This is a genomic window from Natronomonas moolapensis 8.8.11, from assembly GCF_000591055.1.
Lineage (GTDB): Archaea > Halobacteriota > Halobacteria > Halobacteriales > Haloarculaceae > Natronomonas > Natronomonas moolapensis.
Genome location: NC_020388.1, coordinates 1164135 through 1189684 on the forward strand (window position 1 = coordinate 1164135; position 25550 = coordinate 1189684).

A 25550-nucleotide genomic window follows, 5' to 3' on the forward strand; every position below is an offset into this window, starting at 1 on the left:
GCCCGCCACGGCGACTCGAACGTCTTAGCCGTGCAGTACCGACCGGATCTCGTCGAGGTCGACCTGTTCGGTGACGAGCGCCACCTGGTCGCCGGGTTCGATCTCCGTCTGCGGGAGCGGGATCGTCATCGGTTCCCGGCGGCGGCCGTGGGCGTACACCCGGGCGTCTCCCGGCAGGTCGATGTCGACGACGCGGCGGCCGACGGCCGGCGACCCCTCGGGGATGTCGAGACTCGTCGCGGTGAGGTGTTCGGTCAGGTCGCCGAGGACGTTTAGATCGCCACCCAGGAGGGCCGTCTTGGCCCCCGCGGCACCCATCCGCTCGGGGTAGACGACCTCGTCGACGTCGGCGGCGTACTTCCGGTAGATCTCCTCGCGGTAGTCTTCGTCGATCCGGAGCACTGTCCGACAGTCGTGGCCGTTGGCGATCATGCAGGCGGTGAAGTTGACGTTCAGATCGCCAGTGAGCGCCGCGAGCGCGTCCGCATCGTCGAGACCGACGTCGTCTAGCACTCGTTCGTCTTCGCCGTCCCCCTCGACGACCTCGTGGCCGGCCGCCTCGGCTGTCCGCGCTTTCTCCGCCACCGACTCGACGATCGCGACGTCGTGGCCCTCCGAGGAGAGGATGTCCGCTGTCCGGGCCCCGACGCGACCGTAGCCGACTATGACGAACTTCATGCGACGTGGTATGTGACGCCACGACAAAAAGGTGTATGTCGACGGCGTCGGGCGATCAGCTTCGCCCGACGACCCGCGTCTGTTCGTGTTCGGGAAACACCTCTGTGACCGTCCCGGCACCCCACCGCGCCTCGATCAACGCGCGCAGTTCGGTCTCGTAGTCACCTTTCTTGATCGATTCGCTCGGGCCGGACTCGACCGCCAGACGCGTTTCGACGAGACGGTCGATCGCGCCCCGGCCGAACCCCGACAGCGGGGCGACGTAGTCGACACCGTGTCGGTCCTCGAGGCTCTGGGCGACCGCCCGGGAAATGGTCGGGACGCGGTCGTCGCGGCGCGTTCCGTCCGCGACCACGTCGTACCTGTCGGCGACCGCCTCCAGGGCGGCCTCGTGGACCGCCTGGATGCCGGCTCGTGGGAACCCGTCCTCGCGCATCCGGTCTGTTGCCTCTCTAGCGACGTCCTCGGACAGTTCGACGCGCTCGAAGGAAAAGCCGAGCGCCCCCGCGGCGTCGCGGGCGTGGGTCCAGTCGTCGGTGATCCCGAAGGTAGCTGTCACGAGCGTGACGTCGTAGAACTCCTCCAAGAGGAGTGCCGACAGCGAGGAGTCCTTCCCGGCGCTGAACAGCAGTCCACACTCCATCAGCGACGTTGGATGTCGAAGCTCTTCGATTCGGGCTTCATTTCCTGGAGCAGTTCCTTCATTTTGTCCTCGTCGATCTTGCCGTTCAGCCGGCCGCTCTGTGCCAGGGCGACGATCTGTTGTTCGACTTTCTCGCCGAACTGCGGTTTCGACATCTGGACCGTGTTGAGCCGCTTTCTCGCCCCGTCGGTCAGCGCCTGCCGGAGCATCGCTTTCTTTTGCGCTTCGGCCTGTTGCTGTTGAGCCTCCGCGGCCTCGGCCCCATCGTTGCCCTGTCGGTCCTTGAGCTGTTCCATCTTCTTTTCGCGGAGTTCCTGCAGTTCCTCGTCGGTGGGATCGCCGCTCATACAGATACGTTATCGCCGCGGGCACAAAAACGGTTTCCACTCCAGGCGGTCGTGGCTACTCTCGGAGTCGAACCCGGTTGCGGAGCGTCTCGCCGGCCTTGAGCCGCCCCACGTTGTCGGCGACGATGTCGGCGAGGCGCCCGTAGTAGTTCGGCGTCGCGCCGGCCGAGTGCGGCGTGATGAGAACGTCGTCGATGCCCCACAACGGGTGGTCGTCGGGCAGCGGTTCGGGGTCGGTCACGTCGAGGACGGCCCCCCCGATCCACCCCCGGCGGAGCGACTCGACGAGGGCCTCCGTCTCGATCACTTCGCCGCGGGCGACGTTGACGAGCACGGCGTCCGGCGGGAGCGTCGCGAGCGCCTCGGCGTCGACGAGCCCTCGCGTCGACTCGGTGAGCGGACAGCACAACACGACGAACTCGCTGCGCGCAAGGGCGTTCTGGAGCCGTTCGGGGCCGATCACCTCGTCGGTGGGACCGCCCGACTCGGGACGACGGCGCACGCCCACTGTGGTGACGCCGAAGGGGTCGAGTCGCTCGGCGATCCCGGTCCCGATGGCCCCCAGCCCGACGATGGTGACGGTCGAGCCGGCGAGTTCGCCCGGCGAGACCGGCTGCCACGAATCGGCCCGGGCGGCCTCGTGGAGCCGCCTGGAGAACGCCAGCATCGACCCGATCGCCTGCTCGGCCGCGTTCGGGGTGTGGACGCCGGCGGCGTTCGTCACGGCGATGTCGTGCTCCGCGAGGGCGTCCAGCGGGAGGTGGTCCGTCCCGGCGTACGCGCAGGCGAACACCCGGAGCGAGTCGGCGTCTGCGAGGATTGATGAGCGCACGTCGAGCCCCGTCGCGACGTCGGCGTCGGGGATCAACTCGCGTTCGGCGTCCGGCGTCGTCGCGTGTTTGACGGTGTGGCCGGGCAGTCGTTCGGCGAGCGCGCCGGCGTACGACTCGGCCGGGAGGCCGTGAACGCCCTCCCGGAGGACGAGTAGTTCCATGTTCCCGGGTTCGGCGAGGGGGTATTTCAAACCCGCCGGCGGGCAGCGATCAGGCCGACGGCACCACTACAACCACCGGGACGCCTGCTCCCTCGACCACGCGGCGGGCCGTCCCGCCCAACCCGGGGCTGGCCCCGGGCGTTCCGGCGTGCCGCCCGACGACGACAGTGTCGGGCGAGCGCTCGTCGACCGCGGCGAGGATCGCGTCGGCGGCGTCCTCACCCGCGTCGAGTCGTGTCGTTTCGACGTCGGCGCGTCCGAGCAACCGGGCGGTCGCGACGTTCAGCGCGTCCGCCGCGTCGCGGGCCTCGTCCGTCGGGACGGTCACGACGGCGACGGCGTCGTCCCCGTCGAGTCGCGGCTCGAGGTAGTCGCAGGCGGCGGCGGTCGTGTGTACCGAGTCGGTGGCGATCAGAACCCGCATAGGGGTGTTTCGGCGACGCGACGCTCGAACGTTTCGGTGGGCCGGCGGTCGCGGGGCTTTCGAGGAAGCGTTCGAGGGACGCCCGCGACCGCCGCCCCGAACCGGGGGGCTTAGGGACGGACGCCGCGAGCGACCGATCATGACGGGGCGTCGGCAGTGGTTCGCGCTCGCGCTCGCGACAGTCACCCGGTTCACCGGCGCGATCCTCATGGGGACGGCGCTGGCGGTGATCGTCGAGGCACGCGCGTCGGCCTTCGCCGCGGGGCTCGTTGGGACGGCGTACTACGCCGGTCTGATGCTGTGGTCGCCGTTTTGGGGCGCGATCGCGGACATCACCGGGCGCCGTCGCGCCGTGTTGCTCCTCACTGGGGCCGGCGGTGTGGCGGCCGTGGTGCCGCTCGTTGCCGTCGACTCGGTCGCGGTCGCGATCGGTTCGCGGGGCGTCTACGCCGCCTTCCTGGCCGGCTTCGCGCCGGTTGCACTCTCTATTGCGAGCCATCACGGCGGCACCGACGGGCGAGGCCGATCGATCGGCATTTTCAACAGCGCGCGCTCCGGCGGGTCCGCGGTCGGCTACGTCGCTGTCGGCGCGGCCCTGGAGTACGTCGCTCCGGTCGCTATCTACTGGGCGGTCGCGGCGGTCACCGCCGTCTCGACGGTCGCGCTATTGCTCGTCGCCGACCCGACGCCGACTCCGGAACAGTCCCCGTCGCTGGGGGCGGTACTCGCCGAGACGCGACGGCGGCTGCTTCCGGCGCCGGACGAGCGGGGGCACCTCCGGCGCAACGGGCTCGCGTGGCTCTACGTCGCCGTCGCGCTGCGGAACGTCGCCGTGCTCGGGATCATGGCGGTCGTCGCGCCCTACCTGATCCGGGTCATCGGCGTCGCCGAGCTCGCGATGGGCGCCTTGCTCGCGTTCAATCACGGCTCGCAGGTCGGGTTCATGTACGCCCTCGGGGTAGTCGCCGACCGAACCGGCAGGAAACCCCTCGTCGTCGCAGGAATGGGCGGCAGCGCAGCGTTCGCGCTGCTCGTCGCCGGACTGACGCTCGTCCCCCCAGGTGTCTCGCGGCTCGTCCTCGGCGCGGCGACGTTCGTCGTGCTGGGGGCGTCGTTCTCCGCGATGACGATCGGCGGACTGGCGTTTATAAGCGACGTCGCGCCCGACGGCCGGGAGTCGGAGTTGATGGGGATCCGGGAGACGGCGAAGGGTCTCGGCGGGGTCGTGGGGCCGACAGTCGTCGGCGGGGTCGCGACGCTCGCGAGTTACGAGACCGCCTTCGCCGCCGCGAGCCTCCTCGGCGTCCTCGCGACGGCTATCGTGGCGTGGGGACTGGTCGAAACGTACGATACCGTCTCGACCCCGCTCACAGTCGATCCCTGAGCCGGGGTACTCGACGACGAACTCCGGGGACCCGTCGGTCCCGAAGGCGGCGCGCGAACCCCGTCGTGTCCGTGGGTCAAGCCATCCAGTCGCTCGGGGGCGGGGGGTCCCGAGGCGGTCACTCGAAGCGTTTCTCGACGCTCTCGGCGTGGGCCTCGAGCCCCTCGGCGCGGGCCAGCGTCGTTACGGTCTCCCGGAGGTCGGCGAGGGCGTCCCCGTCGAGCTTCTGGACGGTCGTCGACCGCAGGAAGTGATCCACCGAGAGCCCCCCGGCAACGGCCGCGAGCCCTCCCGTCGGGAGGACGTGATTCGGCCCGGAGGCGTAATCGCCCGCCGCGACCGGCGCGGTCTCGCCCAAAAAAGCGCTCCCCGCGGAGTCGATCCGGTCCAAGATCGCCTCCTCGTCGGCCGCGACGATCGAGAGGTGCTCGGCGGCGTATTCCTCCGCGAAGAGGACGGCCTCCGACATCGAGCGGGCGTAGAGTACGCCGGAGGCGTCGTTGTCGAGCGCCGCCTCGATTACCTCCCGGCGGTCGCGCGCTCCGAGCTGTCGTTCGCAGGCGTCGGCGACCGCCTCGGCGGTCGCCGCGTCGTCGGTGACACAGACCGCGGAGGCGTTCGGGTCGTGTTCGGCCTGGGCGAGCAGGTCGGCCGCCACGAGGTCGGGATCGGCCGTCCCGTCACAGACGACGAGCACCTCGGAGGGACCGGCGAGGAAGTCGATTTCGACGTCGCCGCGGACCGCGGCTTTCGCCGCCGTGACCCACTTGTTGCCCGGACCGACGATCTTCTCGACGGGGGCGACCGTCTCGGTCCCGTAGGCCAGTGCCGCGACTGCCTGGGCGCCGCCGACCTGATAGACCGCGTCGGCGTCGGCGACGTGGGCCGCCGCGAGCGTCGCCGCCGGGAGGTCCTCCGCGGGCGGCGTCGCGACGGCGACGTGATCGACGCCCGCGACCACGGCGGGGACGACGCCCATAAGCACACTCGAGGGGTACGCCGCGGTCCCGCCGGGCGCGTAGACGCCGACCCGAGAGAGGGGCCGGTATCGGCGACCCAACTCCCGGCCGTCGACGTTCGCCCGCCAGTCGTCGGGGACCTGCCGTTCGTGGAAGACGCGGATGTTCTCGGCCGCGGTCTCGATCGCTTCCTGGAGGTCCGGATCGATCGCCTCGTAGGCGCGCTCGGCCTCGTCGGTGACGTCGATGTTGCCGACCTCGACGCCGTCGAACTCGCTGGCGTACGACCGGAGGGCGACGTCGCCCTCCGATTCGACCCGGTCCAGGATATCTCCGGCCGTCTCGCGGGCTCCCTCAATGCCGGCGTCGCGCTCGAAGAACGCCGCCCGCTCGTCCGGCGAGAGATCGGCAACGGCTCTCACGTTCATACACGACCGTCGGCCGCGGGGCGGAAATCGGTTTCTATCGACCCCCGGGCCGACCGCCTCGCGGTGCCGATCGGCCGTGACACAAACACTATGCGCGTCGGTAGCTTACGGGACGACGATGCTGAGCGCCGTCATGGAGGACTACATCAAGGCCGTCTACGCGATCGAGAACGACACCGGCGAGCGCGTCGGCACCGCCGAACTCGCCGATGCCCTCGATGTCACCGCCCCGACGGTTTCGAGCATGCTCAAGAAGCTGACAGAGCGCGGCCTGATCGACCGCGAGGAGTACCGCGGCGTGACGCTCACCGAGGAGGGCGAGGTCGTCGCCCTCGAAATCCTCAGACACCACCGCCTCCTCGAGTCGTTCTTGAGCGAACGGCTCGATTACGACTGGGCCGACGTCCACGAGGAGGCCGACCGCCTCGAACACCACGTCTCGGCCGAGCTGACCGACCGCATCGCGGAGGTGCTCGACAACCCGGGCGTCGACCCCCACGGCGACCCGATCCCGGACGCGAACCTCGAGTTGCCCGAGGCGTCCGGTCGGTCGCGGCTCATCGACGTCGCCGAGGGCGAGCGGGCCGTAGTCAAGCGGATTCGAAACCAAAGTGACGAGGCGCTGCGGTATCTCGCCGCCGCCGGCGTCGAACCCGGCGTCGAGATCGAGACCGTCGAGATCGCGCCGTTCGGCCTCGTTACCGTTCGGACACCCGGGGGCGAGCAGAGCCTCCCGGAGGAGATCGCCCGGTCGATCGAGACCGCGCCGACCGCCGAAGCCGAGACGTGACGGGGAACAAATCGCTGTCGGCGGGATCGGAGGCCTCGACGCAGCGGACACGACCGAGCCGCCTCGATGGGGGCGACCCGTTTGGACTGCCAAGAGGGGGTCGTCGCCCGATGCTACTTACAAATCTGGGGCACAGTTTTAAAAGAGATCCTTGGATTCGAGGCCCTCCATGAGGTCGTCGACCAGCTCCTCGACGGACTCGTAGGGGAACGACTGTTGGTCGCCCGACTTCGCGTTGAGTTCCATCGCGGTCATCGAGAACTCGTCCGATTCGAACGTCGTACCGGGACCCTCCGGCAACGCGGGAACGAGGTCCATCGGCCCCTCGACTGGGAACTCGGCGCCCTCGAACGCCTCGGTGAACTGCCGTCGGAGCTCGGCTTTGTCTGCCATCGTGGCTTCGGCTACACTGCACACGTAATTGAGTGTTCTGTTCCGGTCGATCCGAGGTGCGCTGTCGGTCTGCGTCGGTAGGGGCCGCCGACGTCCCGGCAACGTTCCGGTCGACTGCCGGGGCTTATGTGCCACGAGGGTGATTCGACGGTATGGACGACGAACCGGCGCGCGCGGACGCACCCGACGGCGAACGCGGGCCGTCGCCCCCGCCGGAAGACCTGCTCGCGACGCTGTTTCGCGGCGGGCGGGGCAACGCGATGCTCGCGTGGCCGCTCGTCGCCGTGCTCGGGGTCACCCTCGCCGAGAGCGTCCTCGATTTCGACCGCCTGTGGATCCCTTTCGTCGCCGTCACGGGCGCTATCGTCCTCGTCCCCCCGATTGCCCACCGCGATTGGCGGGTGATGCTTCCCTGGGAGGTGCTCGTGCTCGCGCTCGCCCCGATCCTGGTCCGTGGGCTCTTCGGCAGGGAGCTCGGAACGTTCGCGTACTACCTCTCCGTCGCCGGGCTGGCGCTCGTCGTCACTGTCGAGTTGCACATGTTCACGACGATGCGGATGACACACTGGTTCGCCATCGTCTTCGTCGTGATGACGACGCTGGCCTCGGCCGGAGCGTGGGCCGTCGCCCGGTGGAGCGCCGACAGACTGCTCGGCACCGAGTTCCTCTCTGCCCCGACGACGACCGCCGATGCGGCCAACGCCGCGCTCATGATCGAGTTTCTCCGGGTCGCGCTCGCCGGGCTGGCCGCTGGCGTGCTCTTCGATGCGTATTTCAAACGGCGCGGGCGGCGGCTGGGCCGTCACCTCCGGCGGGTGGTCCGACGGTGAGGCTTCTCCCCCGCCCGTCGATGGCAAACCAGCGACGGATAACACTCGGGATGCGGGCCGCGCTGGCCGCGCTCGTCGGGTACGGCGTCGTGGCCGGCGAGCCAAAGGCGATCACGAACGGGACGATCTCGCTTTTGATCACGTCGGTCCCGGCGCTTTTGGAACGCAACTATCGGATCCCGATCGACCCCTGGCTCGGCCTCTGGATCACGCTCGCCGTGTTCCTCCACACGGCCGGATCGGCCGGGCTCTACGCGGTCGTCGGGTGGTGGGACCACCTGACGCACGCCATGTCCGCCTCGCTCGTCGCGGGGGTCGGCTACACGTTCGCCCGCGCTGTCGACATCCACAGCGACCGGATCTACCTGCCCCGGCAGTTCTTTTTTATTTACACCCTCGTCGTCGTCCTGGCGTTCGCCGTGGTATGGGAGCTCTTCGAGTTCGGCCTCGACGTCGCCGCTGATGCGACGGGCGTCCCGATGCCGCTCGCCCAGCACGGCCTCGATGATACGGTCTTGGATCTCGTGTTCAATTTCGTCGGCGCGCTCGCCGTCGCGGCGTTCGGGCAGGCCCACCTCATGGGGGCCACTGAGCGAGCGCTCGCGGCGCTCGGTGCCGACCCGGACGGGGAAGGTTGAAGCAGGCCGGGCGCGAGCGTGACATATGCTTCGTGGCCGGATCGCCGACTACCGCCGCCGGGTCTGTGTCGAACTCGAGGCGGCCTTCGCCGAGGAACACCCACCCGGCGACGTCGCCGGGAGCTTCGCGGTCGGGGTGTTCGTTACTGCGTTGCCGACGCTCGGGGCCGGCTTTCTGGTCTTTTTCGCGCTCGTTGCGCTCGTCGAGCGGATCAGCAAACTAGCGCTCTTTGCGTCCGTCGTCGTCCTCAACCCCGTCGTGAAGTGGGGCGTCTACGCCGCGAGCTTCTCGCTCGGATCCGTGCTCCTCGGGCCGGTCCCCGGAACGACACCGGCGGAAATATCGCTGTCGGCGGGACCGGGGATCCTCGCCCGATTGCTCGTCGGCAACCTGATTTTGGCCGTCGCGTTGACCGCCGTTGGGTACGTCGTCGTCCTTCGGCTCGTCACGTCGTTTCGGGCGCGCGAGGCCGACGTCGCGGAGTTGCTTCCCGATGTCGGCCTGAAATGAGGGCGTCCGGCGCGCGGGCCGGATTCGAAGCGTCGGCCATCATTCCACGCGCTCGACGACGCCGCTTCTCATCGCGGCGACGTTGTCCGCCTCGGCCGCTTCGACCTCGCGTGGATACACCCCGATCGTGACGAGGTGGTCGTCGGTCGTCTCGACGCTCTCGGTGACGTGGAGATTCACGTCGACGGAGACCCCCGCATCGAGTTCGGCCTCGGCCTCGAACAGCGACTCGGCAGTCGACTGCCCGAGGACGGTCGCCTCGCCGTCCTCGACGCGTTCGACGTCCGACAGCCCCTCGGAATCGCTCTCGATCGCCTCGATGAGTTCGGCCGCCGACATCCCCGCGATCGGGTTGAGTCCCCGCCCGGCGATCGAGATCTTCGGGGACGTGAACACCGTAAACGTAGCCGCCTGTACGGTGCCGATCGGTCCGAGATCGACCCCCTTCTGGTGTTCGGTGAGATAGTTCCGGACCGTGATCTCCTCGGAGACGCCGGCGTCGACCGTCCGCTCGATGACCTGCTCTTCGACGGCTGTCTGTTCGTACCCCGTCTCCTCCCGGACCGCCGGATCCACGCCGGCCGGCGTCGCCTCGTATTCGTCCATACCGACGGCGCCCAGACAGCCCGCGGCCGCCGAAGCCGCGATCCCCACAGCCCCGCCGAGAAGTGTCCGTCGTCTCATGTCCCCTACGAGTGTCCGAGGGGATATGCCTCTGTTGGCCATATGCGGGGTTGCGAGACCGGATCGGAACGGGGACGCGGACAGACCGGGGATCGCGGCCTCACGCTTCGGCGCGGGGCAACCGGAGGACGACGACCGTACCGGAGGGATCACGACCGTTGATCCGGAACTCACCGCCGACGCTCCGAACGGCCCAACTGACGAGCCACAGGGTGAGCCCCTGGAGGTGCTCGAGGGCGGTCTCGCCGCCACGCCGCAGCGCCTCGCGCTCGCGGTCGGGGATACCGGGACCGTCGTCAGCGACGCGAATCTCCGCGAGATTCTCCTCCGGCTGATCGAGGACCGCAACGACGACGTGCGGTTCGGACGAGGTGGCGTACTCGACGGCGTTTTCGATGATCCCGTCGAGACCCAATCGGAGCGTCGAGGGGATAGTCGCCGCGACCGGCTCCGGAGCGTCGAACTCGATGTCGGCGCCGGGATACCGCCGCCGGGCAGCCGTGACGACCTCCTCGACGAGATCCGAAAGGTCGGCATCCGACCCGGCCCGATCGCCCGGTTCGATGCTCCGGTGAAACTGGCGGGCGGCTTCCGTGAGACCGAGCAGATCTGCAACGGCGGCGTCGACGCTGTCGGCGATGTCCGCGATCGCCTCGGACGAAAGTTCCTCGCGCCGGTCGGTGAGCAGGTCCGTGTTGCCCGCGATCACCGTGAGTTTGTTCTGGAGGTTGTGCCGGAGCACCCGATCGAGGACCGACAGCCGGTTTTGGTACTCCCGGAGCGTCGTCACGTCCCGGCCGACGACGATGGTTCGGGCGACCGGTCGATCCGCCGTGTTCCGCTCGCGCTGGAACCGGAACTGAAACACCTGCCGTTCGCCGTCCGCGGCCGGCAGCGCGAACTGACACTCCTGTGGCTCCTCGGAGCGTTCGATGTCGGTCAACGCCCGCCGTACGTCCTCGCGGGCGCCGGGCGGGAACAGGGCCGAAACCGGTGTCCCCACTGCGAGCTCGTCGTCCTCGCCAAGCAGCTCGGCGGCGGCGGCGTTCGACAGTTCGACGCACCGCTCGGTGTCCAAGACGACGATCGGATCGTCGATGGACTGCATCACCTGCTCGTACTGTTCGAGGTCGATCTCGCGCTGTCGGCGCTCGGTGATGTCGTCTTGGAACCCCAGAAAGTGCGTCACTTCGCCGTCCCCGTCGGTCACCGGCACGATCTTGAGGTCGTTCCAGAATGGCTCGCCGTCCGCCCGGTAGTTCAGGATCTCGACCGAAACCGGCTCCTCGGCCTCCAGGGCAGCCCGAACCCGGTCGACGGTTCGCTGGTCGGTTCCCTCGCCCTGCAGGAACCGGCAGTTTCGCCCGAGGGACTCCGCCGGGCCGTAGCCGGTGATCGCCTCGAAGCTGTCGTTGATATAGACCAACGGCAGATCCGGTTCGTCGGCGTCGGCGATCGTGATCCCGACGTTCGCGCCGTCCATCGCCCGCTCGTACAGCTCGAGCCGTTCGTGGCGCTCCTTCGCGGCGCGGGAGAACCGACGCATCTGGAGCAACCCCCGAACGCGGATCAAGATCGCGCGCTTCGGAGCCGAGGTCGACTGGACGGCGTCGAGCTTTCGGCCCATCGCGTCGGCGTACTCGTCCCAGATCGCCGGCTCCGGGGCGTTCGCCAAGAGGAGCGCCGGCGCCGCCGCCGGTCGCTGTTCGGCCTTCCAGCGCTCGATGTCGGCCGCGAGCCGGTCGAACCCGCCGGGGTCGACGACACAGAGATCCGTTTCCGACCCGACGCGGTCCTCCAGTTCGACGGCCTCGTACTCCGAGAGTAGCTCCGAGAGGAGCTCTCGGTTGCGCCGGTTGTCGATCCCGAGCCCGATACGTGGGGTGTCTGTCCCGCCGAACGGCGCCTCGAACCCGCCCGGCGGGGTCGGGGAGTCGTCCATCAGTCGTCTGCCGCCGTCCGCCCGGGGATCCCCGTCAACGCTCCACGGAGCCCGGTCGTTTTCTCGCCGAGCACGACGCCCTCGGACGTGATCGACAACTCCCGCACGGTACGCTCGAAGTCCCCGAAGCGTTTCTTCAACACGCCGATCGGCTCCCGGATCCCGCCGTCGCTCCCGACGTACCGCAGGAAAACGATGTTGTCGGCGAGGTAGCTGATCCCCTCGTCGGTGGCGACCGGATCGCCGCTGACGAGCGTCGTCTGCCCGCCGATGACCCCGCCGCACAGCCCCACGTCCACCCCGGGAGTTCCGGAGGGGATCCGGGCCCATGTCTGCCCCGCAGTGGTCATACACATTGGGTATAGAGCTACGAGATATAACGGTTGTGACCGGCGGCTCCCCGGCTCGGGGGCGCCGGCCGCTTCAGGCGCGCATTCGAGCAGTCTGTCGGGCGAGTTCGATGTGGTGTTTCGGGTCGGCGTCGACGGTGCGGCCGTGGCCGACGTACATCGTCGAAAGCGCGCTGTCGACGCTCGAAAGCAGGTACTCGAGGCTGTTGAGGAGCGCCCCGTGGTCGCCCTCCTCGAGGTCGGTCCGGCCGTAGCCGCCGTCGGCGAACACCAGATCGCCGGCGAATAACGCCCCGGCAGCCGCCGAGTACAGACAGACGTGATCGTCTTTGTGCCCCGGCGTGTGGAGGACCTCGTAGTCCTCGTCGCCGATCCGGATCCCGTCGCCGTCGGCGACCGCGTGGTCGACAAACCCGCTGTCGGGGTCGAACCCCCAGACGTCGACGTCGAAGGCTTCGACGACCGATTCGAGATTCCCGACGTGGTCCGGGTGGGTGTGGGTGAGCGCGACCGCATCGAGCGTCCCGGTCGCCGCCTCGATTCGCTCGACGGCGTCGAAGCCGCTGCCCGCGTCGACGAGGACGCTCCGTTCGCCGTCGACGAGGAAGGCGTTGCTGGTGAACGACTGGACGCCGCGCGCGATGTTCCGGACGGTGGACATACGGGCCGGTAGCCGCGGCAGCCGCTTCCGTGTTTCTACTACGATCCAGATCGGGACGACACCTCCCGTCGGGCGATATTTATATACCGGTTATGCCAATGTCGGGCGATATTTATATACCGGTTATGCTAATGTCGGGCGATATTTATATACCTGCGCGTCCGCCCTGAAACCGGCCGACCCACGCGGAGAGTACGAGGGCGAGGCCGGCGGTGGCCGCGACGACGAGGAACGCCACACCGACGCTTGTCGCCTCAATGATATATCCGAAGGCCGGCGGCGCGACCGCGCCGCCGCCGGAGACGCCGAGCGTGATGAGCGCGAAGTTCTTGCCGACGTCGCTGCGCTCGGAGGCCAGGTCGGTCAGCGTCGACCGGGCAGGCCGCGAGAGGTCGATCGTCGCCGCCAAAAACACCACGACCCCGACCGCGGCTATCGCCGGGAGGAGTCCGTTCGCGACGACGACGGCGAGGACGACGAGGGAGCCGTACCCCGCGAACAGCATCGCCATCGGGCCGGTCCGATCGGCGAGATACCCGCCGCCGAGCAACACGACGGCCCCGACGGCGAGCATCGCGCTCGCGACGGTGTTCGCGAGTCCCGGCGACAGTCCGTACCCCTGATCCAGAAGCGTCGCGGCGTACGCCCGGATACCCCAGGCGGCGACGCTGTTGACGAACCACAGCGCGGTGAGAACCAGGACGACGGGCGACCCGGCGAGCGTGCGGGCGTACCCCCGGAGTCGGCCGGTGACCGCCCGCAACCGATCGCGGCACCGGTGCCCGCCGATGGGGCCGCCCTTGCTCTCGGCGTCGGCGCGAGCCAGCGCCCCGGCCCGGGCGATTGAGCGGGGAACCCGCCGGACGGCGAGGGCCGTGCCGACGGCGTAGAGTCCCCCGAGGACACCGACGGCGAAGAAGGCGTCCCGCCAGCCGCCGCCGAGCGCCAGCGACGCCGGGAGAACGGCGAAGGGGACCGCAAGCCCCACCGCGCCGGCGAAGCCGTGAACGCTGTAGGCCCGCGATCGGTAGGCGTCCGTCGTCGTCGCGGAGATGAGCGGGTAGTGGGCGGGGTGGTGGCCGGCGACGCCGAGTCCCATGACCGCCGCGGCGGCGAGCAACCACTCGTACGTCGGCGCGACCGCGGCCAGCAGACACCCGAGCGTGCCGAACGCGAGTGAACCGACGAGTACCGCCGTGTGGCTGTAGGCGTCGGAGACGTACCCCAAGGGAAGTTGTCCAGCGGTGACGACGAGGTTGACGACTCCGAGCGCGAGCCCGACGGCCGCCAGCGAGACGCCGAACTCCTCGCCCAAGAGCGAAAACGCGGGAGCAAAGAGCAACAGGTACGCGTGGTTGACGGCGTGAGAGCCCGCTACGAGTCCGATCACGAGCGGTGCCGGGCGGCGCGTCACGGCGGCTGTTCGACACGGGTATATAAGTCGGTTCGGATCGCGTTGGGGACCGCCCGGAGCATCGCGGCCGTTTATATAACGAGCAACGCAGTCGCGGTCGTCTACGGGGCTCAGTCGGCGCCGACGGCGACCCGACCGGCGTCGACGTCGGGTGTCGGGACGGACCCGCCGGCGCGTCGGACGGCCCGGCGGAGGCGGTCCTCGGAGACGCCGGCCCGGGTGGCGGCCGTCGGCAGGTCCAGTGTTCCGCCCTCGTACAGGGTCATCGCGGTCCGCAACGCGTGCTGTTGCATATCTCCTCCGAGGGGACGGGACATAATAATAGTATCGAGAAATAAATTGTCAATCTATGACCTTATATGCCGACCCTCATAAAGGATCATTATATTAATGCCCGAGGGGGCGCCGTCCGATCCCGCGAACGCACCGGCCACTCGTGGCTCGCAACGTTTTAGTTCGCGCTGCCGCCCTATACTGTATGGAGCACGCCGACGAACTGTTGGAGCTTCTGTGCGAGAACGCTCGGTACTCGACGGCGGACCTCGCCCGCTTCACCGGGCTCTCCGAGGCGACCATCGAGGAGACGATCGCCGAACTCGAGGCCGAGGGGATCGTCCAGGGCTACACCGCGGTCGTCGACTGGGATGCCGTCGACGACGACCGGGTGCAAGCTCACGTCGAACTCAACGTCACCCTGGATCGGGAGACGAGCTACCGCGACGTGGCCGAACGGGTCGCGGGCTTTCGGGAGGTCCAGGGGCTTCGGCTCGTCTCCGGCGACTACGACTTCGCCCTCGAGGTCGAGGGCGAGAATATGCGCGAGGTCTCACGGTTCATCAGCGACAAGGTGGCCCCGATCCCGGAGATCACCCAGACGGTCACCCACTACATCATGGAGACGTACAAACAGGGCGGCCATCGCTTCGACGACGGAGACGACGACGATCGTCTCTCGGTCACGCCATGACGCTCGAACCCTCCGGGCGGGTCGCGGACGTGCCGCCCTCGGGGATCAGACGCTTCTTCGAACTCGCCGAGGAGATGGACGACGTGATCTCCCTCGGCGTCGGCGAGCCGGACTTCTCGGCCCCGTGGTCGGCCCGAGAGGCCGCCATCACCGCCTTGGAACGCGGGCAGACCGCCTACACTGCCAACCGCGGCAAGCGGGAACTCCGCGAGGCGATCGCCGCCGACGTCCGCCGGTGGAACCTCGAGTACGATCCCGACAGCGAGGTGTTGGTCACCGCCGGGGCGAGCGAGGCGATCGATCTCGCCTTCCGCGCACTGGTCGACCCCGGCGACACTGTCGCCGTCGCCCAGCCGTGTTACGTCTCCTACACCCCCGGCGTCGCGTTCTCCGGCGGTGAGGTCCTCGACGTGCCGACGCGCGTCGAAGACGAGTTCGCGCTGACGCCGGAGGCACTCCGGGCAGCGGGCGCGGAGTCCGCGGATCTGCTCGTCTACTGTTATCCGAACAACCCCACGGGGGCGACGATGGACCGCTCGGAACTGGCCGATGTCGCTGCGTTCTGCCGCGAACACGATGTCGACGTCCTCTCCGACGAGATCTACGCCGACCTCACATACGAGGGCGATCACGTCTCGATCGCCGAACTCGACGGAATGCGCGAGCGGACCGTCGTGTTCAACGGGTTCTCGAAGGCCTACGCGATGACGGGGCTCCGGCTCGGCTACGCGATGGCCCCCGAAGAAGTGATTGCAGCGATGAACCGAGTCCACCAATATACGATGCTGTCGGCCCCGACGACCGCCCAACACGCCGGCATCGAAGCGATCCGGAACTGCCGCGAGGACGTCGAGGCGATGCGCTCGCAGTACGACCGGCGGCGGAATTTCGTCCTCTCGCGGTTCGAGGAGATGGGGATCGACTGCTTCGAGGCGACGGGAGCTTTTTATGTCTTCCCGGAGTGTCCCGGCGACGACGCCGAACGGTTCGCCGAGGACCTCCTCGAGGCCGAGTCCGTCGCGATGGTTCCCGGGACCGCCTTCGGGGCCGGCGCCGAGGGTCACCTTCGGGCCTCCTACGCGACGGGATTAGAGGAACTCCGCGAAGCGATGGATCGTCTCGAACGATTCGTCTCGCCGGCATAGAGTCGAACGGTTCGTCCTGTCAGCGCGGCGATCCCCGATAGGCGCCGCTCGACCGCTTACACGACTCGACCCTGGGGAACCATTTTTCAACGAGCACGCGAAATATCCGGTATGTCGACTGGTGGCTCGGACGACGGCGTCGACGCGCCCCCAGCGCCGGCGTCGTCCGGCGAGTCGGATTCCACGTCGCCCGGCGCGTCCGGGGACGACGGGGATGCCGACCGCTCCGATCCGCCCGAAGAGGAGCCACCGAAACAGGCCGATTCGGACCCAATTGACGGGGGCGACGCCGGGACGGACGCCGGAGGCGTCGGCGATGGCACCGCCGACTCGACGTCGGAACTCCGCGACCGCCTCGAAGCCGGCAGCGACGCCGCCGCGGCGGTCAGCGCCCGGATCGAGGAACGGACGCTCCGGGTCGACCCCAACCTCGACGAGGACGCGTTCTTTTCGAATGACGACGGGACGACGACCGTCGTCACCAGATACGATCTCGAGCGGACGGTGCTGGCGGAAAAGAAAGACTACCTTCACGAGGTCGATCGATACTGGGTCAACAAACCATACGCGTTCGTCGTGATCTTTCACTCCGAGAAGGAAAACGAACGGAAATACTACCTCGTCGAGCCGCATCTCACCCCGCTGGAGACCGACCTCCGGGAGTTCCTCGTCGGAAAGCTCAAGACGTCTATCAAGTACTCCGACGACGAGGTTGTCATGCAGGACGGCGAGGACGCCCGCGAGCGGGTCATCGAGACGGAGACCCACAACCTCCTCGACCGGTACGACCTCTACGCCGACAGGGCGGGTTCGGACGGCGGCGGACGGTTCGAGTCGATACGGGCGGCCACAGAACTACTCGACCCGATCCGAGAGCGGCTGGGCTTCGGCGGCGACACCTCCGAGGCGGAACGCGACGCCCCCCGTGAACTCCGGGGGATCGCCGCCCGCCCCGAACCCGCCGTCCTAGAGGAGGGATCGAGGACGCTCACAGAACACCAAATCGAGAAGCTGTTTTATTTTCTCAAGCGGGACTTCCTCGGGTTCGAGCGGATCGACGGGATCACACACGACATCAACGTCGAGGACATCTCCTGTGACGGGTACGACTCGCCCGTCTTCGTGTACCACTCCGAGTACGAACAGATCATCACGAACATCTATCACGGCACCGAGGAACTCGACGAGTTCGTGGTCAAACTCGCCCAGCGCTCCGGGAAGGGGATCTCCAAGCGGAGTCCGCAGGTCGACGCGACGCTGCCGGACGGCTCCCGTGCCCAGTTGACGCTCGGGCGGGAGGTCTCGGACCACGGAACGAACTACACTATTCGGCAGTTCAAGGAGGTCCCCCACACCCCGATCGACCTGATCAACTGGAACACCTTCTCGCTCGAACAGATGGCGTTCCTGTGGCTCAGCATCGAAAATCAAAAGTCGCTCATCTTCGCCGGCGGGACGGCGTCCGGGAAGACGACCTCGCTGAATGCGGTTTCGCTTTTCATCCCGAGCAAGGCGAAGATCGTCTCGATCGAGGACACGCGCGAAGTCGAGTTGCCCCAGCGAAACTGGATCGCAAGCGTCACCCGACCCTCGTTCGGCGAGGACGACAAGGGCGACGTCGACGAGTTCGATCTGCTGGAGGCCGCCCTCCGGCAGCGCCCCGAATACATCGTTATGGGGGAGATCCGTGGCGAGGAGGGGCGGACGCTGTTCCAAGTCATGTCGACCGGGCACACGACGCTGACGACGTTCCACGCCGATTCCGTCGGGGAGGTAATAAAACGGTTCACGACCGATCCGATCAACGTCTCGAAGACGATGTTCACGGCGCTGGATCTCGTCTCGGTCCAAAGCCAGACCCGGATCAGAGGCAACAAGGTCAGACGGACCAAATCGATCACGGAAATCAACCATTACGATCCCGAAAACGACGAGATCAACGTCAAGGACGTCTACCAGTGGCAGGCCCAAAGCGACACGTTCCTCAGCATGGGCGATTCGAGCACGCTCGATACGATCGCCTTCGATCGGGGCTGGTCTCGAGAGGAACTCGACGAGGAAATATTCCTCCACGAACTCGTGTTGGCGTATCTGATCCACGAAGGGCTCAACACCTACACGCAGGTTGCGGCGACGCTGCAGGCGTTTATCAACGATCCCGAGACGATCCTCACGCTCATGGCGACCGGACACCTCGAACGGTCTCTCGAGGACCTCCGGGAGATGGAGTCCGTCGAGATCGACATCGATCCCGAAAAGGAGGCGATGGTTCCACGCCCCGAGGCGAGCACCGAGATGCTCGAAAAGACCGCGGGGATCCTCGAGGAGGCCGAACCCCTCCTCGAGGAGTACCGTACCGGCGGGGTCGCCGAGGGGGTCGCCGAGGCGCTCGATATCGAGGCTGTCGACGATGTCGACGTGCTGGGCCCCCGACGGGAGGGCACCTCCGGGCCGATCGACGCCGCCGGTGTCGACGTCGAGTCCGGCGACGGCGCCGTCGATCGCGCAGGCGACCCGGACGGGACGGCGACGACGGACGGCGGGCGCGGGACGGGACAGGCGGACGGCACAGACACGGACCCGTCCACGGATTCGGAGCCGACTGATCGCTCTCCACCCGGCGACCGCGACGGCGAGGACGGCCGGGCCTCATGAGCGTCCGATCCGCCCCCACTTCGGGCACCGACGCGGTCGCGGACGTGTTTTATCCGCTGTATCAACGGCTCTTCGACGAGAACAGCGACTTCGTGGGCGACCTCGAGCGCAAACTAGCCGAAGCGCGGATCCCCCGGACGGTGGAGTTTTATCTCTCGATATCGCTCGCTCTCGGCGTGTTTGCCGGGCTTTCGCTCTGGGCGGTCGGGACCGTCCTCGGGTGGGCGCTCGTCACGTTCGTCGTCACCGACCCGCCGATACTGCTCGGATTGCCCCTCCCCGAACCGTATCTCTCGGCGGTGAACGCGCTGAAGCTCCCGTTTTTGATCGTCTTTTCGGGTTTCTTCTTCGGTGCGTTGGGGTTCGGTGCGGGGTTCGGGGGTATGGTCGCCAGACCCTACCTGGCGTCCGACGCCCGCAAGCGCGAAATCAATGTGTTGCTCTCCGATTCGGTCTCGTTCATGTACGCGCTCTCGGTCGGTGGTCTCAACCAGCTCGAGATCCTCGAGGCGATGGCGCGGGCCGACGACACCTACGGTGAGGTCGCAAAGGAGTTCCAGTCGATCGTCCGCGAGACGGAGTACTTCGACACCGACTACCGGACGGCGGTCCGGAACCAGGCGATGCAGACCCCCTCGGAGGACCTCAGTCAGTTCCTCACCGATATGCTTTCGATCATCAACTCGGGGGGCGACATGGAACGATTTCTCGAGGATCAAAAAGAAAAGCAGATGCGGACCTCCCGGCAGGAACAGGAGACGGTTCTCGAGACGCTCGAACTGTTCGGGGAGATGTACATGACGCTCTCGCTGTTCCCGTTGCTTTTGATTATCATCCTGGTCATCATGTCGATGCTCGGGGAAGCACAGGATACGCTGTTGTACGGCACCGTCTACGGGCTGATCCCCCTCTTGGGTATCGGCTTTCTCGTGCTCGTCTCGACGGTCGTCCCCGACGAAATCGGCGACGGATACCTCCGAACAGAGGGCGAAACAGCAGAGGGATCGAGAGGGATGTTCGGGCTCGGCCTGGTCGACGCCTACGCTGGCCGGTATCCGATCTTCGACCGGATCAAATCCCGAGAGGGGACGCATCTGACGCTGTCGATCCTCCGACGGCCCCATCACTTCTTCCGGGAGTACCCGCTCGCGACGCTCGCGATCACCGTGCCGGCGTCGCTCGTGTTGGTCGTGATCGCCGTCCAGTCGGGCGTCGCGCCGACGGCACTGGAGGCGATGATCGCCGCCCCGATCCGGGGAACGTTCTTTTGGGTGTACGTCCCACTGTATCTCACGCTCGTTCCGGTGACGGTGTTCTACGAGTGGAACGTCCGCTCGCGGCGAGCGATCACGAACAACTTGTCCGACAACCTCCGGAAGCTCTCGAGCGCGAACGACACCGGCATGACGCTGCTCGAGTCGCTGAAAGTCGTCGCGGACACCTCCTCGGGGCGTCTCGCCAACGAGTTTCGGGTGATGTACGCGAAGGTCAACTACGGGACGAGTCTCCGGACCGCCCTCCGGAATTTCAACAACACCTACCACATTCCGCGGCTCGCCCGGACGGTCAAACTCATCTCGAAGGCCCAGGAGGCGTCGAGCCAGATCACGCAGGTGCTCTCGACGGCCGCCCAGGCCTCCGAGAATCAAGACGACATCGAGCGCGACCGGAAGTCGAAGACCCGGATGCAGATGGTCATCATCATCATGACCTACGTCACGTTACTCGGCGTGATGGCACTCCTGAAAGTCGAGTTCCTCGACACGATGGCGGGTCTCGTCGACCAGGCCGGGTCGGGCGGCGGGGGTGGGGGCGGTCCGGGCGCCGGTGGCGGGTTCGGCGGCGGTCTCGACATCGACGAGTTGACGATGCTGTTCTTCCACGCCGTGACGCTCCAGGGGATCATCTCGGGGGTCATCGCCGGGTACATCCGCGAGGTCAGCGTGCTCGCGAGCCTGAAGTTCGTCGTCGTCCTGCCGACGCTCGCGCTGGTGGTGTTCATGTTCGTATGATCGACCGCGAACCGGATCGGGTCGCCTGTGGCCCCGACCGCGGCCAGACGACGCTCGATTTCGCCATCGCGATGAGCGTCTTCCTGACGACGGTGCTGTTCGTCCTCGCCTACGCGCCGACGATGTTCGACCCCTTCGCGGGCGGGTCGGGGACGAAACTCGTCGTCGCCGACCGGGCCGCGACGACGCTCTCGACCGACGTGTTGGCCGCATCGACGGCCGAACCGGGGGTTCTGTCGGCCAGCTGTTTGAAAGCGTTCTTCGGTGGCGGCGACGACGACTGCTCCACGGGGGATGATCTCGGCAGTAACGATATCCCTGCAGTCACGAACAGAAACTACAACGTCACCATTCACGATCTCGACGCCTCGGTCGACACCCCAGCAACGCCCCTCGATGAGCCGGACGATATCGAGCTGACCAAATCGAACTCCGGGTCGGTCCCCACCGACGTCGCCGTGGCGACCCGGACCGTCTCGATCGAGGGCGACCCGTACCGACTGACCGTGAGGGTGTGGTAGCGTGCGCGGGCAGGCCCACACCGTCGAGGCGTTCGTAGCCGCCGTGTTGGTAGTCAGCGGGCTAGTCTTCGCCACGCAGGCGGCTGCCGTCACGCCGCTGTCGGCGAGCACCTCGAACCAACACATCGAGAACCAACAGCAGGCGACGGTCGAGGGACTGCTCGCGGCGTCGGCCGACAACGGCAACCTGACCGAGGCGGTGCTGTACTGGAACGCGAGCGCCGACGACGGCGACGGCGCGTTCGCCGGGGCGCCCGAGTCGGGCACCTACGCCACCGGGCCACAGAACGGCTTCGGTGCGGACCTGAACGGGACGCTGTCGAGCCGACAGATCGCGTTCAACGTCGTCGTCCGCTATCCCGACGGCGACGACACCGGCACCGACACCGAGCCGATGGTTCGGATGGGCGAACCGAGCGACAACGCGGTGTCTGCAACTCGGACGGTCGGGCTGTACGACGAATCCAAGATAAAGAACGGCACCTCGCTCGGGGACCTCGACGACGACGAGTTCTACGCGCCCGACGCCAACCCCGACAGTCAATTGTACACCGTCGTCGAGGTAGAGGTGATCGCGTGGCGCAAGTGACCCGCCCCCGTGGCGGTGACGATGACGTTACTGACAGCGGCGACCGCGGCCAGATGATCCTCCTCATGGGGGTCGTCCTCGCCGTGATGTTCGTCGCGCTGGCGCTTCTGGTCAACGCCGCCATTTATACCGACAACGTGGCGACCCGCGGCGGGGACCCGGCGGGGGAGGCGCTCGAATATCAACACGGGGTAGTAGATTCGACAGAGGGACTGATCGAAGCCGAGAACGACGCAGGAAACGCTACTGCTGACGATGTCCGACCTGCACTCGAGAACATTAGCCGATATCACCGTCAGTACCACCTCAGACGTGGCGCGGCAACGGAGACGGAGTTCGACATTTATCAGGGAATAAATGAAACTGATCAAGACGGATTCAAAAACTGGACGGCAAACGCGAGCGACGTCAGGGGTTTTGTAATATATATAGATGGAACGAGGATGGCGAACAGTGATTCGCCGTTCTCTATTTATGTCGGCGGGACCAAACTAAATGTTAACAGGACTAGTGATGAGATTGTTGTCGAAGGCGAGAGCTGCTCGGAATCTGTGAGCAGTTCAATTGAGTTCAACGTTACTAGTGGAACCCTCGGTTCCGATTCCTGTGATTTTGATTTTCAGGATTTCGGCGGCGGAGAAATAGAAATTGAGGACGGGGACAACGGCGCTGGAAGCTACGAACTGATCGTCACGTCGGACGAAAACATCGGATCGTTTCCCTCGCCAGTGAAGACATTTATCCACAGCGTCGATCTGCATATCCGTATCGATACACCGGAATTGAGTTACGCTCGATCGGTGACTGTCGCACCGGAGGGCACCGATGCGTAGCGACGACCGCGGCGTCTCCGTCGCCGTCGGCTACGTCCTCGGCCTCGGCATCGCGACGCTCCTGTTTTCGGTACTTTTGATCGGCGGGTCGGGGATGATCGAGAACCAGACGCAAACTGTCACCTACGACCAGCTCTCGGTGACGGGCCAGCAGCTCGCCGCGGATCTGTCGGGGGTAGATCGGTTGGTTCGGGCCGGCGGTGGCGGGGACGGCGCGGGGCTCTCGGAGGTGTCGCTGCGGACCGATCTCCCGAACAGCGTCGCTGCAGGCGGATACACGATCGAGATCACGTACACTGAGGCCGACGACACCGGGACGATAGAGCTCCGGAGTTCGTCTCCCGACGTGGTCGTATCGGTCCCGTTCCGGAGCGTGACGCCGGTTCGGGGGACGACGATCGGCGGCGGCACCGTCGAGACGCACTACGACGGCAGCGAGGACGAGTTGGTGGTGGAGTCGGTATGAGGACGACGTCTGCCATCGGCTCGGACGACCGCGCCGTCAGCGACGTCGTCGGCTACGTCCTCGTCTTCTCGCTCATCACGCTCTCGATCGGCGCGATCACTGTGGGTGGATTCTCGACGCTACAGGACCGACAGGACGCCGAACGGATCAACAACGCCGAGCGCGCTTTCGACGTCTTCGCCGGCAACGTGGAGGACGTCTATCGGGACGGCGCGCCGAGTCGCGCGACGGAGATGCGGCTGTCGGGGGGGACGTTGCGGTACGGGGAGCCAGTCACTATCACCGTAGCGGACGCCACTAGCTCCGATATAAAAACTACTGTTCAGACAACGCCGCTGGTATACGCCAATGGTCGGACGGAGATCATCTACGTCGCTGGCGCAGTGATACGGAGTGAACGCGATTCAGCAGTAATGCTTCGCGAACCACCGTTTAAAATCACTGCTGACAGCACAGTCGTGCCAATTATCGCAATAACCGCTCCGTCTGATCAACCGACGATCTCCCGGGAGTTGGCGCACACAAGAGTCGAAAGTACACGTCGGAACCCCACCCCGAATCCGGATCTATCGGCAGACGGAAACCGTATTACAATCACTGTTGAATCTCCATGGAGTGACGCTTGGGAGCGGTATTTTGATCGTCAAGCTGAGCCCGAAGCTGTCAAAAGCGATGGGCAGTCAGTAGAAATCGAGACCGATCGCATCTCGACACCGGTATCGCGAATCGATCTACACATCAGGTAAAATCGTATCCTCACCCAAATTCAACCTCGACAGAGCGTTCACTCACGTGGACGTAGTTTACTAGATCAGTACCCAATTCGGGGGTTATATTATTCATCGATTTATCATGGTTAAAAATAGCGCCTTTGTTTGTGATTCCAAACTCCCGAACCACGACCGACCCATCTACGGTGATAGTTCCCCCTTGATAAAGAGTTGCGTTCGGTGCGTAGATCCCGCCAGCGTAATTAACGGTGCCGGATAGTTTAATTTCTTTACTGTCCGAATGCACGTAAATTACGAACTGTTCAGGATCACCGTTGATATTTATATCATTATTACCGGATATATCAATTCCCCCACCGCTATTTAAATACACCTCCACAGTCCCATCACCCTCAATGTCGATGTTTCCTGCATCCGTGATTCCGTCATTATCCACATCATCGATGACAATTTTAACATCGCCATCGGTAGTGTTTATACTCAGGTCCTGAAACTCGTCGGGGTCTTCCGTACAGTGTGTTCCCGTTGATACTGACGACGCAATCGGTCCCCACTCGGAACACTCGCCAACCTGGGATTCGATTTCGGAATCCGCGGGTGGTGCGTCGATACCCTCTCTGTGATTTTCAACAGTCGGATTGCCGTTACTAGTATTTTTATTCGATGTGATTGCCGCACCGAACACCGGCGACAGCGACGCGTCTAACGCTATCTTGACGGTATCGTCTTCACCGCACTCCTCCCGTGGGCTCTCCTCCATCTGGCCCTCGAAGAACGATTGCCAGCCGGTACAGTACTCGCTCTCGATTTCGACGTACACCGTGCCCCCGGAGAGTGGGTTGGTGAGCGGGCTGTCATCGGGGTACAGCCGCTGAGACCCCTTTTCAGAGCTGACTGCCCCGCGAACGTCACCCGACGCCGCACCGCTACCGGTCACGTTTATAATGGGAAACGTCAGCGTTTCGGCGCGGTAGTGGAACTCCGGCGGCGAGAGCATCCGGCTAAAATCGCCCTGTCGCGCCCAGACGCCGCCGCCCTGATACGCGATCTCGCGGCCGTCGTTCTCGTAGACGAGTGCCCCCATCGTGGCGTCGGCAATACACGTTCGCTCACTATCGTCGCTAATATCGTCACAGTCGTCGAAATCGCCGCTACCATCGTCGCTCCGGTCCACCCAGATCCTGACGCGCCCGGCGTCCTCCCGGACGTCGACCTGACCCTGAGAAACTCGCCCCAACGAGAAGCGCTGGTGGCCGGACTCGCCCAGCCCGACGAGGCTGGCCTTCGAGGAGAACGCCGACATCGAGTTCTCCATCTGGGAGCGCTCGGCGTCCGCGCGCGTGTTGTCGATCACGGCACCGCCGGCCGCGAGCAGCGCCCCGACCGAGAGAACCGTCATCCCGAGGATGAGGATGACCCCGACAGGGTTCGAGACGGCGCGGGTTGTCATTCCCGCAGATTCGGGCTCGATCGGATATGAACCCTACGGCCGATTCGGGCGTCGAGGTGGCCGTAGGCGGCTGTCGGCCCCCGGCCCCCGGCCACCGGCTACCGATCGAGG

The 25550-nt window shown here is 66.1% G+C and carries 27 protein-coding genes and 1 pseudogene; 14 read left to right on the forward strand and 14 right to left on the reverse strand.

Translation table 11 applies throughout. The features are described 5' to 3' along the window. Nucleotides 1-24: 24 nt before the first annotated feature. Genes NMLP_RS05815 through NMLP_RS05835 form a run of 5 tightly spaced genes read right to left on the reverse strand, consistent with a single transcriptional unit; the run spans nt 25 to nt 3086 of the window. Nucleotides 25-678 (reverse strand): potassium channel family protein, encoded by a 654-nt coding sequence (locus tag NMLP_RS05815; protein ID WP_015409193.1) that lies wholly within the window; start codon nt 676-678, stop codon nt 25-27. 55 nt (nt 679-733) lie between these two features. Next, the gene (locus tag NMLP_RS05820) at nt 734-1321 is read right to left on the reverse strand and encodes a DUF7411 family protein (protein ID WP_015409194.1); all 588 of its coding nucleotides are present in this window, start codon (nt 1319-1321) and stop codon (nt 734-736) included. Continuing rightward, on the reverse strand, nt 1321-1668 hold the full coding sequence (locus tag NMLP_RS05825) for a DNA-binding protein (RefSeq protein ID WP_015409195.1): 348 nt from the start codon (nt 1666-1668) through the stop codon (nt 1321-1323). Before NMLP_RS05825 ends, NMLP_RS05820 begins: the two co-directional genes overlap by 1 nt. Before the next feature lie 55 nt (nt 1669-1723). Further along, complete coding sequence (locus NMLP_RS05830) at nt 1724-2662, reverse strand: D-2-hydroxyacid dehydrogenase (protein WP_015409196.1); 939 nt, start codon at nt 2660-2662, stop codon at nt 1724-1726. Nucleotides 2663-2711: 49 nt separating this feature from the next. Then, nucleotides 2712-3086 (reverse strand): universal stress protein, encoded by a 375-nt coding sequence (locus tag NMLP_RS05835; RefSeq protein WP_015409197.1) that lies wholly within the window; start codon nt 3084-3086, stop codon nt 2712-2714. A 139-nt stretch (nt 3087-3225) separates the two neighbouring features. Between NMLP_RS05835 and NMLP_RS05840 the strand changes: the two genes are divergently transcribed. Continuing rightward, nucleotides 3226-4470, forward strand: a complete 1245-nt coding sequence (locus NMLP_RS05840; protein WP_015409198.1) for an MFS transporter — start codon at nt 3226-3228, stop codon at nt 4468-4470. A 118-nt stretch (nt 4471-4588) separates the two neighbouring features. Here NMLP_RS05840 and hisD read toward each other — a convergent pair whose 3' ends face one another. Continuing rightward, nucleotides 4589-5857 (reverse strand): histidinol dehydrogenase, encoded by a 1269-nt coding sequence (hisD, locus tag NMLP_RS05845; RefSeq protein ID WP_015409199.1) that lies wholly within the window; start codon nt 5855-5857, stop codon nt 4589-4591. 118 nt (nt 5858-5975) lie between these two features. Between hisD and NMLP_RS05850 the strand changes: the two genes are divergently transcribed. Further along, nucleotides 5976-6647: a metal-dependent transcriptional regulator gene (locus tag NMLP_RS05850; RefSeq protein ID WP_015409200.1), complete on the forward strand. Its 672-nt coding sequence runs from the start codon at nt 5976-5978 to the stop codon at nt 6645-6647. A gap of 138 nt (nt 6648-6785) precedes the next feature. Here NMLP_RS05850 and NMLP_RS05855 read toward each other — a convergent pair whose 3' ends face one another. Beyond that, nucleotides 6786-7040, reverse strand: a complete 255-nt coding sequence (locus tag NMLP_RS05855) for an MTH865 family protein (RefSeq protein ID WP_015409201.1) — start codon at nt 7038-7040, stop codon at nt 6786-6788. 152 nt (nt 7041-7192) lie between these two features. Here NMLP_RS05855 and NMLP_RS05860 point away from each other — a divergent pair, with 152 nt between their 5' ends. Genes NMLP_RS05860 through NMLP_RS05870 form a run of 3 tightly spaced genes read left to right on the forward strand, consistent with a single transcriptional unit; the run spans nt 7193 to nt 9019 of the window. Further along, nucleotides 7193-7870: a hypothetical protein gene (locus tag NMLP_RS05860; protein WP_015409202.1), complete on the forward strand. Its 678-nt coding sequence runs from the start codon at nt 7193-7195 to the stop codon at nt 7868-7870. Beyond that, on the forward strand, nt 7867-8508 hold the full coding sequence (locus NMLP_RS05865; RefSeq protein WP_015409203.1) for a hypothetical protein: 642 nt from the start codon (nt 7867-7869) through the stop codon (nt 8506-8508). The genes NMLP_RS05860 and NMLP_RS05865 overlap by 4 nt, the downstream gene beginning before the upstream one ends. A gap of 25 nt (nt 8509-8533) precedes the next feature. Beyond that, nucleotides 8534-9019, forward strand: coding sequence for a DUF2062 domain-containing protein (locus tag NMLP_RS05870; protein ID WP_015409204.1), 486 nt, complete (start codon nt 8534-8536; stop codon nt 9017-9019). 39 nt (nt 9020-9058) lie between these two features. On the opposite strand, the gene NMLP_RS05875 is transcribed toward NMLP_RS05870, so the two are convergent. The 6 genes from NMLP_RS05875 to NMLP_RS05900 all read right to left on the reverse strand — a co-directional run bounded on the left by NMLP_RS05875 (nt 9059) and on the right by NMLP_RS05900 (nt 14363). Continuing rightward, nucleotides 9059-9703: a DUF6517 family protein gene (locus NMLP_RS05875; protein ID WP_015409205.1), complete on the reverse strand. Its 645-nt coding sequence runs from the start codon at nt 9701-9703 to the stop codon at nt 9059-9061. A gap of 100 nt (nt 9704-9803) precedes the next feature. Then, nucleotides 9804-11645, reverse strand: coding sequence for a PAS domain-containing protein (locus NMLP_RS05880; RefSeq protein WP_049926208.1), 1842 nt, complete (start codon nt 11643-11645; stop codon nt 9804-9806). Continuing rightward, nucleotides 11645-11995 (reverse strand): P-loop NTPase family protein, encoded by a 351-nt coding sequence (locus NMLP_RS15395; protein WP_049926210.1) that lies wholly within the window; start codon nt 11993-11995, stop codon nt 11645-11647. Before NMLP_RS15395 ends, NMLP_RS05880 begins: the two co-directional genes overlap by 1 nt. Before the next feature lie 73 nt (nt 11996-12068). Beyond that, nucleotides 12069-12656 (reverse strand): MBL fold metallo-hydrolase, encoded by a 588-nt coding sequence (locus tag NMLP_RS05890; protein WP_015409207.1) that lies wholly within the window; start codon nt 12654-12656, stop codon nt 12069-12071. A 145-nt stretch (nt 12657-12801) separates the two neighbouring features. After that, the gene (locus tag NMLP_RS05895; protein WP_015409208.1) at nt 12802-14070 is read right to left on the reverse strand and encodes an MFS transporter; all 1269 of its coding nucleotides are present in this window, start codon (nt 14068-14070) and stop codon (nt 12802-12804) included. Between the two features lie 110 nt (nt 14071-14180). After that, nucleotides 14181-14363 carry a hypothetical protein gene (locus NMLP_RS05900; protein WP_015409209.1) on the reverse strand — a complete coding sequence of 61 codons (183 nt, stop codon included), beginning with the start codon at nt 14361-14363 and terminating at the stop codon, nt 14181-14183. Nucleotides 14364-14548: 185 nt separating this feature from the next. Between NMLP_RS05900 and NMLP_RS05905 the strand changes: the two genes are divergently transcribed. From NMLP_RS05905 to NMLP_RS05945, 9 genes and pseudogenes are all read left to right on the forward strand, one after another. Further along, nucleotides 14549-15037, forward strand: coding sequence for an Lrp/AsnC family transcriptional regulator (locus NMLP_RS05905; protein ID WP_015409210.1), 489 nt, complete (start codon nt 14549-14551; stop codon nt 15035-15037). Next, on the forward strand, nt 15034-16182 hold the full coding sequence (locus tag NMLP_RS05910) for a pyridoxal phosphate-dependent aminotransferase (protein WP_015409211.1): 1149 nt from the start codon (nt 15034-15036) through the stop codon (nt 16180-16182). Before NMLP_RS05905 ends, NMLP_RS05910 begins: the two co-directional genes overlap by 4 nt. Nucleotides 16183-16524: 342 nt before the next feature. Continuing rightward, nucleotides 16525-18822: pseudogene (locus tag NMLP_RS05915) on the forward strand (type II/IV secretion system ATPase subunit); the annotation flags it as partial. 11 nt (nt 18823-18833) lie between these two features. After that, nucleotides 18834-20849, forward strand: a complete 2016-nt coding sequence (locus NMLP_RS05920) for a type II secretion system F family protein (RefSeq protein WP_015409213.1) — start codon at nt 18834-18836, stop codon at nt 20847-20849. Beyond that, nucleotides 20846-21370: a DUF7287 family protein gene (locus NMLP_RS05925; RefSeq protein WP_015409214.1), complete on the forward strand. Its 525-nt coding sequence runs from the start codon at nt 20846-20848 to the stop codon at nt 21368-21370. The genes NMLP_RS05920 and NMLP_RS05925 overlap by 4 nt, the downstream gene beginning before the upstream one ends. 1 nt (nt 21371) lies before the next feature. Continuing rightward, nucleotides 21372-21959, forward strand: coding sequence for a DUF7288 family protein (locus NMLP_RS05930; RefSeq protein WP_015409215.1), 588 nt, complete (start codon nt 21372-21374; stop codon nt 21957-21959). Continuing rightward, on the forward strand, nt 21947-22792 hold the full coding sequence (locus NMLP_RS05935; protein WP_049926212.1) for a DUF7261 family protein: 846 nt from the start codon (nt 21947-21949) through the stop codon (nt 22790-22792). Before NMLP_RS05930 ends, NMLP_RS05935 begins: the two co-directional genes overlap by 13 nt. Continuing rightward, complete coding sequence (locus NMLP_RS05940) at nt 22785-23258, forward strand: DUF7266 family protein (RefSeq protein WP_015409217.1); 474 nt, start codon at nt 22785-22787, stop codon at nt 23256-23258. The genes NMLP_RS05935 and NMLP_RS05940 overlap by 8 nt, the downstream gene beginning before the upstream one ends. After that, nucleotides 23255-24004 (forward strand): DUF7289 family protein, encoded by a 750-nt coding sequence (locus NMLP_RS05945; protein WP_015409218.1) that lies wholly within the window; start codon nt 23255-23257, stop codon nt 24002-24004. Before NMLP_RS05940 ends, NMLP_RS05945 begins: the two co-directional genes overlap by 4 nt. A gap of 10 nt (nt 24005-24014) precedes the next feature. On the opposite strand, the gene NMLP_RS05950 is transcribed toward NMLP_RS05945, so the two are convergent. Then, nucleotides 24015-25439 (reverse strand): DUF7289 family protein, encoded by a 1425-nt coding sequence (locus NMLP_RS05950; RefSeq protein WP_015409219.1) that lies wholly within the window; start codon nt 25437-25439, stop codon nt 24015-24017. Nucleotides 25440-25550 lie beyond the last annotated feature (111 nt).

What these genes read in the sequence shown, in the direction of transcription:
- NMLP_RS05940 (WP_015409217.1), top strand. Translation starts at nt 22,785, where the DNA reads ATGCGTAGCGACGACCGCGGCGTCTCCGTCGCCGTCGGCTACGTCCTC.
- NMLP_RS05910 (WP_015409211.1), top strand. Translation starts at nt 15,034, where the DNA reads ATGACGCTCGAACCCTCCGGGCGGGTCGCGGACGTGCCGCCCTCGGGG.
- NMLP_RS05920 (WP_015409213.1), top strand. Translation starts at nt 18,834, where the DNA reads ATGAGCGTCCGATCCGCCCCCACTTCGGGCACCGACGCGGTCGCGGAC.
- NMLP_RS05840 (WP_015409198.1), top strand. Translation starts at nt 3,226, where the DNA reads ATGACGGGGCGTCGGCAGTGGTTCGCGCTCGCGCTCGCGACAGTCACC.
- NMLP_RS05945 (WP_015409218.1), top strand. Translation starts at nt 23,255, where the DNA reads ATGAGGACGACGTCTGCCATCGGCTCGGACGACCGCGCCGTCAGCGAC.
- NMLP_RS05905 (WP_015409210.1), top strand. Translation starts at nt 14,549, where the DNA reads ATGGAGCACGCCGACGAACTGTTGGAGCTTCTGTGCGAGAACGCTCGG.
- NMLP_RS05880 (WP_049926208.1), bottom strand. Translation starts at nt 11,645, where the DNA reads ATGGACGACTCCCCGACCCCGCCGGGCGGGTTCGAGGCGCCGTTCGGC.
- NMLP_RS05835 (WP_015409197.1), bottom strand. Translation starts at nt 3,086, where the DNA reads ATGCGGGTTCTGATCGCCACCGACTCGGTACACACGACCGCCGCCGCC.
- NMLP_RS05900 (WP_015409209.1), bottom strand. Translation starts at nt 14,363, where the DNA reads ATGCAACAGCACGCGTTGCGGACCGCGATGACCCTGTACGAGGGCGGA.
- NMLP_RS05815 (WP_015409193.1), bottom strand. Translation starts at nt 678, where the DNA reads ATGAAGTTCGTCATAGTCGGCTACGGTCGCGTCGGGGCCCGGACAGCG.
- NMLP_RS05830 (WP_015409196.1), bottom strand. Translation starts at nt 2,662, where the DNA reads ATGGAACTACTCGTCCTCCGGGAGGGCGTTCACGGCCTCCCGGCCGAG.
- hisD (WP_015409199.1), bottom strand. Translation starts at nt 5,857, where the DNA reads ATGAACGTGAGAGCCGTTGCCGATCTCTCGCCGGACGAGCGGGCGGCG.
- NMLP_RS05820 (WP_015409194.1), bottom strand. Translation starts at nt 1,321, where the DNA reads ATGGAGTGTGGACTGCTGTTCAGCGCCGGGAAGGACTCCTCGCTGTCG.
- NMLP_RS05925 (WP_015409214.1), top strand. Translation starts at nt 20,846, where the DNA reads ATGATCGACCGCGAACCGGATCGGGTCGCCTGTGGCCCCGACCGCGGC.
- NMLP_RS05870 (WP_015409204.1), top strand. Translation starts at nt 8,534, where the DNA reads ATGCTTCGTGGCCGGATCGCCGACTACCGCCGCCGGGTCTGTGTCGAA.
- NMLP_RS05855 (WP_015409201.1), bottom strand. Translation starts at nt 7,040, where the DNA reads ATGGCAGACAAAGCCGAGCTCCGACGGCAGTTCACCGAGGCGTTCGAG.
- NMLP_RS05950 (WP_015409219.1), bottom strand. Translation starts at nt 25,439, where the DNA reads ATGACAACCCGCGCCGTCTCGAACCCTGTCGGGGTCATCCTCATCCTC.
- NMLP_RS05890 (WP_015409207.1), bottom strand. Translation starts at nt 12,656, where the DNA reads ATGTCCACCGTCCGGAACATCGCGCGCGGCGTCCAGTCGTTCACCAGC.
- NMLP_RS05850 (WP_015409200.1), top strand. Translation starts at nt 5,976, where the DNA reads ATGCTGAGCGCCGTCATGGAGGACTACATCAAGGCCGTCTACGCGATC.
- NMLP_RS05825 (WP_015409195.1), bottom strand. Translation starts at nt 1,668, where the DNA reads ATGAGCGGCGATCCCACCGACGAGGAACTGCAGGAACTCCGCGAAAAG.
- NMLP_RS05860 (WP_015409202.1), top strand. Translation starts at nt 7,193, where the DNA reads ATGGACGACGAACCGGCGCGCGCGGACGCACCCGACGGCGAACGCGGG.
- NMLP_RS15395 (WP_049926210.1), bottom strand. Translation starts at nt 11,995, where the DNA reads ATGACCACTGCGGGGCAGACATGGGCCCGGATCCCCTCCGGAACTCCC.
- NMLP_RS05875 (WP_015409205.1), bottom strand. Translation starts at nt 9,703, where the DNA reads ATGAGACGACGGACACTTCTCGGCGGGGCTGTGGGGATCGCGGCTTCG.